The organism is Paenibacillus dauci, from assembly GCF_000971985.1.
GTDB lineage: Bacteria > Bacillota > Bacilli > Paenibacillales > Paenibacillaceae > Saccharibacillus > Saccharibacillus dauci.
In genome coordinates this window covers 636,698-651,441 of sequence record NZ_KQ040798.1, presented here as the reverse complement: position 1 = coordinate 651,441, position 14,744 = coordinate 636,698, and the positions used below count along the sequence as shown (strand labels likewise).

Sequence of the window (14,744 nt, the reverse complement as noted above, 5' to 3'; positions counted from 1 at the left end):
CCTCTCAATATGGAAGCAGAATACAATCATAATTTGTAAGCACATACATTTAATTGGATTATACACTTTTATCATTTGAATTGTACAATTTAAACAAAAGTACTTAAATAATTGTTCAATAATGAACATTTAGCTGGAAAGTATATTAAATACCCGAATCCATCACTTTCATCAAGGGAGGCCTATTTTTTTAGTAATGATCCATTTCTTTACGGGACAATCAACATTCATTTCAGATCTATAACAGAATAGATCGAAATAGCCAAATCTGTCATATAGTTGTCAGTAGAGGGGCAGCCATGTTAAATTGTTACTAAATTACATGGAGTGAGAGATTATTATGTTCAATAATGAACAATTACAAATAAATGAAAATATAACCCAACTGCCGCAGCAGGCAGAAGCGCAAAAGGTAGTCGAATTACTGCTGCAGGACCAGGCAGTCTGTATACGTTATAACCGTAAGACGTACCTGTTTACATCCGAGGATCTTCAGTTCTGGCAGGAGACGGCAGGTTCTGTCGAGAGTTCTCTGGCTACCTGTGAACCTTCGCCTATGGTAAATAGAGAAATAATAGAGCAAGCAGACGATAAATGGATCGATCAGCTGCCCGATTCGCTGAGTCGCCCGATTGTATTCACAATGCCGGATGGGCAGGCAGCAGGCTATCTTCATGGTGGTGATCTTCTGCGCCAGCTGCATCATCAGAAACGCAAAGCCGAGATGTACCTGAATGGACTGCTGGATACCGTGACCGATGCCGTAACCGCAGTGGATCAGGAGGGCAGGGTTATCTGCTGGAATGATGCGGCTGCGCAGATTTACGGTATTCCGTATGAACGTATTATGGGCCAGACCATTGGTGAGCATTTTGATCCGGAATCGATTATGCTGCTGCGCGTACTGGATGAAGGACGCAAAGTCCGCAACATGTATCACAAATCTTCCGAAGGTACTCACGTATTGATCAATGCTTCCCCGGTACTGGATGCATCGGGTCATGTCGTAGGCGGACTGTCTTCCGAGCAGGATATCACTCATCTGGTCAAATTAAACCGGGAGCTGTCCCATGCCCAGGCGAGCATTCTCGATACAATGCCGCGTAGGAGTGATCCGTTTACCCTGATGGATGGACAGAGTCACAGCATCAGCAAGGTTGTTCGGATCGGCAAAAAGATCGCTGAGCTGAATACACCAGCGCTGCTGTATGGAGAAGCCGGTTCCGGCAAGGAACAGCTCGCCCGGGCGATCCATTTGGCCGGCGTCCATGCAGAATCTCCATTTCTGTCCCTGAACTGTGGTGCCGTGCCGCCGGGGATGCTGGACAGTGAACTGTTCGGCTTTATCGGCGGTACGTATTCCGGTCAGGATATTCAGGAAGCGGGCAAGCTGGAGCAGACAGGGGAGGGTACCCTGTTTCTGAATGAAATCGACAAGCTGCCGCCGGATATCCAGAATAAGCTGTACCGTGCGATCAAGACGCGTTCTTTCCGCCGTTATGGAGGTCAGGAAGATATTCCGCTTCATGCACGGATTATCGCGGGTACGCGGACCGCACTGGATCAGCGTGTCACCGATCAGCAATTCAGCTCCGAGTTGTATTATGCGCTGGGTGTCGTTACAATTACGGTACCTCCGCTGCGTGAACGCAGGGAAGATCTATCGATACTGGTGCATATGTATCTGCGCGAATTTGCCGTACATTACCAGAAGCCCGTACCGCGAGTAGCACCGGAAGTCATGCTGGCATTTGCCCGTTATGACTGGCCGGGTAATATTGCCGAATTGCGTGCCGTCATTGAACGCTGTGTGATTCTGAGTGAAGGGGATTCCCTGCTGCTGGAGCATCTGCCCGAATCGCTGCAGGGAGATCAGCCTCCGGCATTTACAAGGGAAAAGGAAGATATCATTGTCTCCGAATCTTCTGAACCTTTGATAGCGCACAGCCTCAAAGCCCGTGTTACCGAAGAGGAAGAAAAGCTGCGCATCGAAGAAGCGATACAAAAAGCTGCTGGTAATAAGAGTATCGCTGCCCGGATTCTCGGCATCTCCCGTGGTACCCTGTATAACAAAATGACCAAGCATCAGTTGTAAACTGTTGCTGCACCAGGCTTGTCTGAAGAGCGTATTCGCTCACAGGCAAGCCTGTTTGGCTTTACTTGAACAGGTTTTTGAGTACAAACCATATATTGGCCGGACGCTCTGCCAGCCGGCGCATGTTGTAACCGAACCAGTCACGTCCATACGGTACATATACACGTACCTTGTAGCCGTCCTGCACAAGTCGTTTCTGAAGGTCTTCGCAGATGCCATACAGCATCTGAAATTCAAATTGATGCAAAGGAATATGATGACGTGTAACTTCCTCGCGCACATAGCGGACAATTTTCTCATCATGAGTAGCGATCGCTGTATAGTTGCCGTTTGTCAGATGCTGGCTAATAATTTTGCAGTAATTGCTGTCGACATCTTCTTTGGCAGGAAAGGCGACAGACGGAGGCTCTTTATAAGCACCTTTGACCAGTCTCAGATTGGCACGGTACTCATTCAGATCTTGAATATCCTGCTCGGTGCGGTATAGATAGGCCTGCAGTACAATACCTACATTATCGAACTGCTGGCGCAGCTCACGGTAGATATCAATAGACATCTGGCAGTGGGCGTAATCCTCCATATCGATCCGCACGAAGTTGCCATAGCTTTGTGCTCGTGTCAGGATAGAGGTCATATTGTCGATACAGAGCTGGCGGTCGATATCCAGACCGAGTGAGGTCATTTTGAGTGACAGATTGGACTGTACTCCACTGCGCGAGATGGCATCCAGCGTCTCCAGACACATCTGGGTAGATTCCATCGCTTCTTCGCGAGTCGAGATAAACTCTCCCAGATGATCCAGTGTAGCCAGTCGGCCATCCTGATTGAGTGTACGAACGGCCTGCACAGCTTCTTCAATCGTTACGCCGGCAACAAAACGTCTGGCACCGAAGCGCAAACCATACTTTTTAGCCATTTTATTGGCGGAAGGATTTTTGGCCAGTGACTGAAACAAATTCCGAAGCACGGTCTCCATGCTACCCCTCTTTTCATGAGAACTGGTTGAATATGTCATTATTCTAATCAATACAATATGGATTGTATATACAAAACGTATATTTTTGTACAAAATATTTTTAAAATTAGATTATTTTTATTTAAAGTGTTCAATAATGAACATATTAGTATGTGGATGCATATCTTTAACTGGAAAATCGGATCATAAAAAGCTAAGTACAAAAGAGAACCGATTTGAAAAAAGAAAGAAGTAAAGGAATCGCACGAATCGAAGAGGAGGCCAATATGATGAATAATAAGTTATGTATAATTATATGTTATATTATATGACTCATAAAATTATTTTCTTATAATTTTGTTAATTTAATTGACACACGAATAAAATATTCTTATAATTTGAAACAAATTCACTATCCGGTGATTCATAAGTTTACATATTCAAGCACAATGATGTGCAAACGCAGGCAATGAAGCCGCAATTTTATCCTTTGATTCCAAAGGGGAAATTGCGGCTTTTTGTATGGACTTATGCAATCAACAAACATGCCGGATCATCGAAATCAGTACATTATCGAATACAGAGGAGCGAGAGAGATGGAGAGAAAAAGTTTCTGGCAGAGCGGGCATAAGCCTACATTATTTGGTTCTTTTTTGTACTTTGATATCAGCTTTATGATCTGGGGATTGATTGGGCCCTTAAGTGTCGTTATTGCGCAGGATTATCCGATGGATCCTGTGCAAAAAGCACAGCTGGTCGCTCTTCCGGTACTCGGAGGTTCCATTTTACGGCTGCTGCTCGGATTTCTGTCCGACTATATTGGCCCCAAACTGACAGCGCAGCTGGGAATGATTGTTACGTTGGTGCCGCTGTATCTGGGCTGGCAATGGGTACAGTCGCTGGATCAACTGTATGTGGTTGCGTTGCTGTTGGGAATAGCTGGTGCGTCTTTTGCTGCGGCACTGCCACTGGCAAGTCAGTGGTATCCCAAGGAGCATCAGGGTCTGGCTATGGGCATAGCTGGCGCCGGTAATAGTGGTACGGTGCTCGCCACCCTGTTTGCCAATCGGTTGGCCCAGTATTTTGGCAGCTGGGAAGTCGTATTTGGTATCGCGATGATTCCAATCGTTATCGTTTTTATCTACTTTAGTATTTTTGCCAAGAACAGCCCGGATCGTCCCGCACCGAAAAAGCTGTCCCAGTATGCTTCCATTTTGAGTCAGCGGGATGCGTGGGTGTTCTGTGCCTTTTATTGTGTGACCTTTGGCGGTTTTGTCGGTCTGGCAAATTATTTGACTATTTTCTTCAATACACAGTATGGATTGTCTGCTGTTCATGCAGCGGATATTACAACCATCTGTGTAATTGCCGGCAGCTTTTTCCGTCCGGTCGGCGGGTATCTGGCAGACAAAATCGGCGGTACACGGATGCTGATGTATCTGTATACCGGAGCCGGGGCAATGTTGCTGTGCGTTTCTTTCCTGCCGCCGCTGCCGGTCGTGGTGGTGCTGCTGTTTATCGGTATGATGTGTCTGGGAGCGGGCAATGGTTCAGTGTTCCAGCTGGTTCCGCAGCGTTTCGGCAATGAGATCGGTCTGGTCACCGGGATTGTCGGTGCCGCAGGAGGACTCGGCGGTTATGCGCTGCCGCTGGTTCTTGGCAATCTGTACAAAACAGCAGGCTCTTACACGCCTGGATTTATCGTACTGGGTACGGTGGCCTTCTGCTCGCTGGTGCTGCTGGTCGTGATGCAGACCCGGTGGCGCGGTAGCTGGCTGCGCAGTGCAGCAATCAGTGAATCGGCACGTCAGGCTGGATAAGGGAGATAGATGTGTGAATCCGTGACTATAAGAAAAAAGGAAAGTTTATTTTTAGTAGATTGAACATACTGGCATAGCTCTATGATGCATAAAAAGGCTGATCTTCTTTTCCGGAGTGGAGGAGAATATCAGCCTTTTTTGATATTTTTATGGCGGAAATATAACAGTTCTCTCCTCTTTAAAAGCCTGTCCGCATATAAGGATCGCAACCGATTGGATTATTCGGATAGTGTAGGCTGGCATGTTAAGGAGTATAATAAGTAAGTCTGTATCATCCAGTGGTCAATTTTACACTTTGAATAGCCGCATTTTCAAAAAGAATATAAACCAATCTGCTTCACTTCTTCTTTCTGCACATTTGCTGGAATTTATGGCAAGTTAGTTTATTTCTATTGTACAAAGCGGAACATTAATTGCTGTAAATGGATTTAAATGAAACAAATAGTTAGATCCACTGGACTACTTCTGTGATAGCAAAGGGGCTGAGCACAATGAATTCTTTTACAACCATGCTGCAAAAATATGCTGAACTGGTCATTCAGGTTGGCGTAAATATCCAGCCAGGTCAGGTGCTGATTGTCAATGCACCTCTGGAGACGGCTGAACTGACAAGGCTGATTGTAGCTAAGGCCTATGACGCCGGTGCCAAATACGTCATGGTCGATTGGGATGACGAGCAGGTCACCCGTATCCGCTACGAGCATGCAGCCGATGATACGTTTGGCTATTATCCGCAGTGGCATGCCGACATGATGGAGAAATTCGCCGAAGAAGGCGGAGCTATTCTGCGTATCAAAGTACCGAATCCGGAGCTGTTTGATGGTATTGATTCCTGGAAAGTATCCGCTTCGGTCAAGGCTACAGCGATAGCCAATGAGAAATACAGCGTCTACACACGCAACAGCCGCATCAGCTGGTCGCTCATCAAAGCACCGACTGCAGCCTGGGCGAACAAGGTATATGCCGATCTACCCGAAACAGAGCGCATCCCTGCGATGTGGGAAGCGATCTTCATGATGAACCGGGTTACCGCAGACAATGATCCGGTAGCCGCCTGGCGCGAACATATCGAGCATCTGCGTAAAGGCAAAAATCTGCTGAATGGCAAAAAATACAAAAGCCTGCATTACCGCGCGCCTGGAACAGACTTGCATGTACAGCTGCCGGAAGGCCATATCTGGCGTAGCGGCGGTGGCGAGAATGACGCGGGTACTTACTTTGTCGCCAACATGCCGACAGAGGAAGTATTCTCGATGCCTCATCGCACCGGTGTAAATGGAACGGTGAAAAGCACGATGCCGCTGAACCTGAACGGCCGCTTGGTCGAAGGCATCACACTGACATTCAAAGATGGCAAAGTCGTGGAATATGATGCGGCAGCCGGACGCGAGTACCTGACCGATCTGCTGGATACGGATGAGGGTGCTTCCTATCTTGGAGAAATTGCGCTTGTTCCATACGACTCTCCGATTTCCAGATTGAATCGTATTTTCTACAATACGGGTATTGATGAGAATGCATCCTGCCACTTTGCGCTGGGTAGCGCCTATCCAACCAATATCAAAGGCGGTACGCAGCTTAGCAAAGAAGAGCTGGTACAGCGCGGCGCCAATGTCAGCCTGACCCATGTGGACTTTATGGTCGGCTCGGCAGAACTGGATATTGACGGCGAACTGCCGGATGGCACGATTGAACCGGTCTTCCGTCAGGGCAACTGGGCATTCTGATTTTCCGAATTCTTTTCATAGATGCATCATCAACCAGACGGGGTCATTAGATCCCGTCTTTTTGCTGTATCTTCCTGCTGATGCAGTAAAAGAAATTGCCCATTTTTTTTGAAATCAGTTGATTTGGATGATCGGCATCTAACAGAAGATAGGTACAACTATAAGTCGATAAAATGCAAAAAGAGAAGACAATAAATAATTTTTTATGGCATAAAGTAAAATTTTTAATCATTTTTAGACAGGTATCCCCTCTTTAAAGCAGAAGTACTAACACAACACCATTGCCAATACTCCAATAAATTAGACATTCTTTGCTAAAAGCTGACACGAAAAATGTACGTCAACCATTCTCTCAACAAAAGGGTAAAGGGTGATTGCCATCATGATCTATCAAGATGCAACGTATTCGCTGCAGGAAAGAGTACAGGATTTATGTTCACGAATGACCAGGGAGGAAAAAGTCGGGCAGCTGGTACAAATATTCGGCTGGCAGACATTTGAACGCAATTCTGACGGTACGATTACATTAACCGAAGAATTCAGACAGCAGATCCGGGAAGGCCGGATAGGTGCGCTTTACGCAGCACTGCGTGCCGATCCATGGACAGAAGTTACACTGGAGACCGGGTTGTCTCCGCGTGAGGGAGCAGCTGCGCTGAATACCATTCAGAAGTATGCAATAGAGCAATCCCGGCTGGGCATTCCGCTGATGTTTGGCGAAGAGTGCTCGCATGGACATATGGCGATCGGCGCTACCGTCTATCCGGTGCCGCTGCTGGCTGCCAGCACATGGAACACCGAGCTGTATGAAGAGATGTGTCATGCGGTGGCGATAGAGACGCGCAGTCAGGGCGGAGTGGCCACCTATTCACCAGTACTCGATATCGTACGCGATCCGCGCTGGGGGCGTACAGAAGAGACGTATGGCGAAGATCCTTATCTGGCTGGCGAGCTGGCTGCAGCTGCTGTAAGAGGACTACAGGGTCGGGGGCTGGATGCACCGGACAGTGTAATGGCTACACTCAAGCATTTTGCAGGCTATGGCGCTTCGGAGGGTGGACGCAATGCAGCGCCTGTACATATGGGGATGAAGGAACTGCACGAGGTGGATCTGGTTCCTTTTCGCAAGGCCGTAGAGGCGGGAGCTGTATCGGTCATGACCGCCTATAACGAGATCGACGGTGTGCCGTGCACATCCAGCGAGTATCTGCTGGAAGAGGTACTGCGCAGACAATGGGGATTTGACGGATTCGTCATTACCGATGCCAGCGCCATGAATATGCTGGTACACGGATATAATATTGTAGAAAATGGCGAGCAGGCAACAGCACTCGCACTGAAAGCAGGCATTGACCTGGAGATGTCCGGTTCCATGTTCAGCCGGTATCTGAATTCTGCGCTGGAGCAGGGAATCGCCGATGAAGCACATCTGGATCAGGCGGTGCAGCGTCTGCTGGAGATCAAGTTCCGACTGGGATTGTTTGATCATCCTTATGTAGATCCTGACCGGGCGGAGCAGCTCATTCATTCGCAAGAGCACATTGAGCTGGCACGGGAAGTCGCCCGCCAGGGCATTATTTTGCTCCAGAACAAAGAGAATGCGCTTCCAATCCAATTGGAGACAGCTGGTAAAATTGCAGTTATCGGTCCCAACGGCAACACGCCGTATAACCAGCTGGGTGATTATACTTCGCCACAACCGGAAGGCAAAGTTATTACTGTGCTGGAAGGCATTCGTCAATATCTGGCAGCAAAGGGGCTGGATGATCAGCTTCTGTATGCGCCAGGCTGCCGCATCCGTGATGAATCGGAGGAAGGGTTTGCATACGCATTGGAAGTGGCAGGGCAGGCAGAGACCGTAGTGATGGTGCTTGGAGGTTCGAGCGCAAGGGACTTTGGCGAAGGCACCGTCGATCTGCGTACCGGCCAATCTCTGGTACATAATTCCGGAGCGAGCGATATGGAGAGCGGCGAGGGCATTGACCGGGTAGACCTCAATCTGACCGGTGTACAGCTAAGACTGTGTCAGGCGGTTCATGCCCTGGGCAAAAAGCTGATCGTCATCTATATCAATGGTCGTCCGATCGCAGAGCCGTGGATCGATGAGCACGCAGATGCCATTATCGAAGCCTGGTATCCCGGGCAGGAAGGCGGACATGCGTTGGCCGAGATTCTGTATGGAGAGGTGAATCCTTCGGGACGATTGACCATCTCGGTTCCCCGTCATGTAGGACAGCTGCCGATCTATTACAATGGCAAGCGCACACGAGGCAAGCGATATCTGGAAATGGATCTGCAACCTGCATATCCATTTGGGCATGGACTGAGCTATACGACTTTTGCCTATAGTGATCCTGTTGTCTCACCGGCATTGATTCATCCCGATCAATCGGCGGCGGTTACCGTGCAGATTACCAATACCGGCAGCCGGGCAGGGTGGGAAGTCGCCCAGCTGTATCTGACCGATCTGGTATCCTCTGTCACCCGTCCGGATAAAGAGTTAAAAGGATTCTATAAAATATGGCTGGAACCGGGTGAGAGCAGCGAGGTCACCTTTACCCTGACACCCGAGCACCTGGAACTGGTCACCTCGCAGCTGAACAGGGTCGTTGAGCCTGGAGAGTTCCGAATTCAGGTTGGTGGCAGCTCTGTAACAGGCAAGTCTGCCGTTCTGACTGTTATCGCTGCAAAGTAACGGATACGGTTCAACCGGCATATTTTACAGGGGGATCTGCTATCTTAAGCTGTTCTCTATTAAGAAGCAGGAGGAGCCAATATCCAAACTGATCAATAGTAATGAAGTATTTGAAATAGAACACTTCACATTATGAATAAAATACGCTAACCATGCCGTCTTTTCCCTGCACGTCACTATACTACCATCAGCACACTATACGCAGTTTTTGCCCAAGGAGGCCCACTATGCATCGTATGGAACGATTTGTGAAGCATCTTGCCGAACGACAATGGCTGGAACAGATAGAACTGACTGACTGGACGATCGAAGAGGCACGTTATATTACAGCAGGACGCTATGAGACATTGTCACCCCGCCGTCAGAGTAATATGACGCTGCAGGGGAAGCACGGGATTACTTATTTATTGGAAGCCAAAGTGTCGCTGCCTGCATCCTGGGCAGAGCATCCGGCTGGACTGTTGTTCAGCGCAGGCGGCGGTGAAGGACTGCTGCGGGTGAATGGAGAGTTCTATCATGGTCTGGACCGCAATCACACTTTTGTTCCTTTACGTCCGGAACACGCCGGTCAGACGCTGCAGCTGGAGATTGAATTGTATGATCCGATTCCCGAACCGCATGACCCTCTGAACGGACAGCCGGAAAAGGTAATACCGCTTACCGGATTCACTGCCAGCCTGGTTAGTGTAAATGCCGGATTACGCAGTCTGATCTACAGTCTGCGGCTATTGATGGACTCGGTTCGCCGTCTGTCGGAAGGAGAACTGCGCCGATTACATATGACGGAGGCACTCGAACAATGCATGAATGCCGCCTATGATCTACCGGAAGATTCCTGGCAACTGGAAGAGCCGTGGAGTCAGCTGGAACAACTGCTGCGTGAGCAGACCGGACCATATACTTCGTCACAGGAAAATAATGGACGCATGATTATGGTCGGACAATCGCATATCGATATTGCCTGGCTATGGCCGATTCGGGAGACGGTGCGCAAGACCAGCCGTACGTTTTCAACGATGTGTACGTTGCTGGAGCAATACCCGGAATTTATCTATACCCAGAGCCAACCTCAGTTATTTGCCTATGTGAAGGATCATTATCCCGATCTGTATGCCAAAGTAAAAGCCTATATTGCAGAGGGGCGTTGGGAACTGGTCGGTGGCATGTGGGTGGAGCCGGATCTGAATATTCCAAGCGGTGAATCACTTGCCCGTCAGCTGCTGTACGGACAGCGATTTTATCGGGAGGAATTCGGTGTGACTTCGACGATCGAGTGGCTGCCGGATACGTTCGGTTATGCGGCATCATTGCCCCAGCTGCTGCGCCAGGTGGGGATTGACTATTTTATGACAACCAAGCTCAACTGGAATGATACGAATATTTTTCCGTATGACCTGTTCCAGTGGGTAGGTATTGACGGTACGCCGGTATTGTCTTACCTGAATCACGGGGTGAATGAGTCGACCAGTGTCAAGGATATCGATGAACACTGGCAATCCTACCGTCAGAAAAATATCCACCCCGAGCAGATGCTGCTATACGGTCACGGCGATGGCGGAGGTGGCGTCACCCTCGATATGGTGGAGTACGTGCAGCACGCAGAGATGATGATCGGTCAGCCGCAGGCGTCTTTTGGAACAGCAAAGGAATTTTTTGACCATACTGCCGAAAAGGCTGACGAGCTGCCGACCTGGCATGGAGATCTGTATTTGGAGCTGCATCGGGGAACCTACACGACTCAGGCACGGAACAAGCGATACAACCGCAAAGCAGAAGCATTGTACCGGGAAGCGGAAGTATGGGAGCGGCTGGCAGCTGTAAGGTTGAAGCGTTCTAGCCTAGCTGTACAACCACATGAGGCAGAGAGCCATCCGGCGACAGGGTCACTTGTGTCCTCAGTAGCAGCTGAGAGTGATACAGATGGGTTATCAAATATCTCTGATAATTTACAGAATACGGTGAATGCAGCCGATTACTCGGTCAGTCCGCTCATCTGGAATGGAAGCCGTGAAGCGGCGGGCCCGGTGATCACTGCTGAACGGTTCCGTGAAGGATGGACAGGTATTATGCTCAATCAGTTCCATGATATCGTGCCCGGTTCAGCCATTACCGAAGTCTATAATACGTCGGATGTGGAGTACGAAGAGATTATGCGAATCGGCCAGGGAGCACTGGATCAGGCGCTGGATCTGTGGATCGATGCGCTAAATCTGTCGGGTGAAGGAACAGCCTGTGTTGTATTTAACAGTCTCGGCTGGGAACGTGGTGAATGGCTGGAGATAGAGGGAGGCAAGGAGCTGCAGGGAATGGCTGTCTATGATCAGCAAGGGCAACGTCTGTCCAGCGACATCGTTCCTCGGGAAATAACCGAATCTTCCTCAGAGACGACAGGAGAGCCTGTTCTGCAATTCACTGCTGCCCGGAAGCGTCTGCCTGGTATTGTCCCACTGGATTCAGTTTCCACATCGGATCAGCAGCTGTCTTCTGGTCCGGATGCGGATGCCATAGAAGAAGTATTGCAGCCTGCTGAGACGGCAGAAGCGAGCTATCTGCTTCGCGTATACGTCCCATCGATCCCGGCATTTGGCTGTCGAGCAGTATGGCTTCGTCCGCAGCAGGAAGAGGTCATAGAAGCAGCCAACGCAGTTCATATTGAGGTGGCAGGCGAATACGAGCATGAGGACGATGTGACAGGTCCCGACGATATTGTACTGGGAGCTGGCGTTCCACCGGTCTGGGAGACGCCATTTTACCGGATCGCTTTTAATGAACGCGGTGAGATCAGTTCCCTCTATGATCTGCGTTATGATCGTGAACTGATTCAGAGTGGGCATACGGGTAATGCTTTTGGATATTATCATGATCGTCCGACGCTCTGGGACGCCTGGGATATTGATCCGCTATTTGCAGGGCAGTCTGCTGGCAAAGCCCAGCTGCTATTTTCCCGGGTGATCATGCGGGGCAGTACTGGTGATATTTTACGGTTCAGCTGGCAGATCGGACAGTCAGAGATTACGCAGGATATGTATCTGTACGCAGATCATCCGAGAATTGATTTCAAGACACAGGTACAGTGGCGGGAAAGTCATAAACTGCTCAAGGTCAATTTCCCTGTAGATCTGGTGGCAGCCTCGGCCACTTACGAGATTCCATTTGGTGCATTAGAACGGACAATGAGCAGCAACACTTCATGGGAACAGGCTCAATTCGAGGTCTGCGGACACCGCTGGGCCGATATATCTGAAGGCAATTATGGAGTCAGCCTGATGAATGACTGCAAATACGGCTATGATATCAAAAATGGACATATGCGCCTGTCCCTGCTGCGTGCTCCCAAATGGCCGGATGTACAGGCAGACCAGGGGACTCATGAGTTTACGTATTCGCTACTGCCGCATGGTGGCAATTGGCGGGAAGCCCATGTAGTTCGTGCAGCAATGGAGCTTAACCAGCCTGCACCATACCGACTCGCCAAGGCGTTCAAAGCTGCTCCTTCCCAGACAACAGTATCAACGGAAGATGATTCTGCTGTAGCTCCGATACCGGCAGGACAGCCGCTGCTGCATTATGAAGCCGATCATATTATTCTGGAAACGATCAAACCTGCCGAAGATGGCGACGGTACGATTATGCGATTATACGAGTCTTCAGGCAGCCGCGGTCAGGTGAAAATGGGCTGGATCATGCCAGGTGATCCGGCTACCGGATCAGCAAGCGGCGATCAGGTAATGCTCACCAATCTGCTGGAGGATGAACTGGAACCTGTATCTGTAATTGACGGTCATATCACTCTGTCGTTCCGTCCATATGAGATCAAAACCCTGAAGTGGAAGAGAGGTATTGTATCATGACTCAATCCATGGCAACTATTCATATGCCCGAACTTTCCCTGCCGCCTGCTGTGAAAAAGGTTCTTCAAGAAGCCGAGGAGCGTTTGGCGCATCGTCCGCGCCTGGCAGAGCAGTTTAAAAATTGTTTTCCCAATACGCTGGAGACAACTACCAAGCTGCTGGATGATGATACGACCTTTGTCATTACCGGCGATATTCCTGCACTCTGGCTTCGTGATTCGGTGGAACAGTTGATGCACTATGTACCGATCTGCGGAGAAGATGAAGAGCTGCAGCGTATTATTCGCGGTTTGATTCGCCGTCATATGTTCTACTTGTCTGTAGATCCTTATGCCAACGCGTTCAATGAGACGGCAAATGACTGGCACTGGGACCCCGCAGATGAGACAGATATGGGACCATGGGTATGGGAGCGCAAGTTTGAACTGGATTCGCTTTGCTTTACCGTCCGGCTGGCCTACCATTATTGGAAAGCAAGCGGCAAGTCCGATATTTTCGATAGTGGATTCAAGCAGGGACTGCGCAGCATCTATGAATTATGGCGTACGGAACAGCATCATATGGAAGAATCACCGTACCGTTTTACCCGGCGTAATTGTCCGTCGATTGATACGATTCGCAATCAGGGCAAAGGGATGCCGGTCAACTATACAGGCATGATCTGGTCGGGTTTCCGTCCAAGTGATGATGCCTGTGAACTGCATTATAATATTCCATCCAATATGTTTGCCGTTGTCTGTCTGCGCCAGATGCAGGAGATGGTGGGTTTTGTATATCGCGATCTGGAGTTTGCTGCAGAGCTGGAGCAGATGGAAGAAGAAGTGCAGCATGGCATCGAGCTGTACGGTATTTACCGTCACCCGCAGTATGGTCCTATCTATGCTTACGAGACAGACGGATTCGGCAACTATTGCCTGATGGACGATGCCGGTACACCAAGTCTGCTCTCTATGCCGTATCTGGGCTACTGTGCAGTAGATGATCCGATGTATCTGCAGACCCGGCGTTTTATTCTCAGTACGGAGAATCCATTTTATTTTGAAGGTAAAGCAGCAAGCGGCATGGGAAGCCCCCATACCCCACCAGATTATATCTGGCATATGGGACTATCCATGCAAGGACTGACAGCCAGCACCGACGAAGAAATGCTCGCCATGATCGATATGCTGGAAGCCACCGATGCCGACACCGGCTATATGCACGAAGGCTTCCATGCCGACGATCCTGCTACATTTACCCGTCCATGGTTTGCCTGGTCAAACAGCCTGTTTTCCCATCTTGTCTACACCGCCATGCAAAAAGGTCTGCTGGACAAGTAAGTGATAAGGATGGACGTTTGCCAAAATGCCGCTGATCATGCCTTTACAAAAATCAAGTAACAACATCCACCCAGCGTAGAAAAGGGAATTGGGGCAAAGGACGACTTTGGACCCTGAGAATCAACCTGCTCTCCCATTCCAAGATTCTCAGGGTCCACCGGAGGACGTGTCCCAATCCCTTTTCGCAGCGGCTGAACTTTCACCATCCCAACCAACAACTATCACCGCAAAGGAAAACATTCAACACAGCACAATAACACATCACACAGTAATGCACCGCAT

Annotated in this window: 7 protein-coding genes; 6 read left to right on the top strand and 1 reads right to left on the bottom strand. The window is 49.3% G+C overall.

The genetic code is table 11. From position 1 onward, the window contains the following. Positions 1 to 340 precede the first annotated feature (340 nt). Positions 341 to 2,095, top strand: a complete 1,755-nt coding sequence (locus WH46_RS02850) for a sigma-54 interaction domain-containing protein (protein WP_046225604.1) — start codon at positions 341 to 343, stop codon at positions 2,093 to 2,095. A 61-nt stretch (positions 2,096 to 2,156) separates the two neighbouring features. Here the strand turns inward: WH46_RS02850 and WH46_RS02845 are convergent, their stop codons facing one another. Beyond that, a complete protein-coding gene (locus WH46_RS02845; protein WP_017812771.1) occupies positions 2,157 to 3,071 on the bottom strand; it encodes a proline dehydrogenase family protein in 915 nt (304 codons plus the stop codon). A 575-nt stretch (positions 3,072 to 3,646) separates the two neighbouring features. Here WH46_RS02845 and WH46_RS02840 point away from each other — a divergent pair. The 5 genes from WH46_RS02840 (at position 3,647) to WH46_RS02820 (ending at position 14,462) form a co-directional block, all read left to right on the top strand. Then, positions 3,647 to 4,870 carry a nitrate/nitrite transporter gene (locus WH46_RS02840; protein WP_017812772.1) on the top strand — a complete coding sequence of 408 codons (1,224 nt, stop codon included), beginning with the start codon at positions 3,647 to 3,649 and terminating at the stop codon, positions 4,868 to 4,870. Between the two features lie 491 nt (positions 4,871 to 5,361). After that, positions 5,362 to 6,597, top strand: coding sequence for an aminopeptidase (locus tag WH46_RS02835; RefSeq protein WP_046225603.1), 1,236 nt, complete (start codon positions 5,362 to 5,364; stop codon positions 6,595 to 6,597). Positions 6,598 to 6,979: 382 nt separating this feature from the next. Then, the gene (locus tag WH46_RS02830; RefSeq protein ID WP_046225602.1) at positions 6,980 to 9,292 is read left to right on the top strand and encodes a glycoside hydrolase family 3 N-terminal domain-containing protein; all 2,313 of its coding nucleotides are present in this window, start codon (positions 6,980 to 6,982) and stop codon (positions 9,290 to 9,292) included. A gap of 227 nt (positions 9,293 to 9,519) precedes the next feature. Next, the gene (locus WH46_RS02825) at positions 9,520 to 13,143 is read left to right on the top strand and encodes an alpha-mannosidase (protein WP_046225601.1); all 3,624 of its coding nucleotides are present in this window, start codon (positions 9,520 to 9,522) and stop codon (positions 13,141 to 13,143) included. Further along, positions 13,140 to 14,462, top strand: coding sequence for a glycoside hydrolase family 125 protein (locus WH46_RS02820; RefSeq protein ID WP_046225600.1), 1,323 nt, complete (start codon positions 13,140 to 13,142; stop codon positions 14,460 to 14,462). The genes WH46_RS02825 and WH46_RS02820 overlap by 4 nt, the downstream gene beginning before the upstream one ends. Positions 14,463 to 14,744 lie beyond the last annotated feature (282 nt).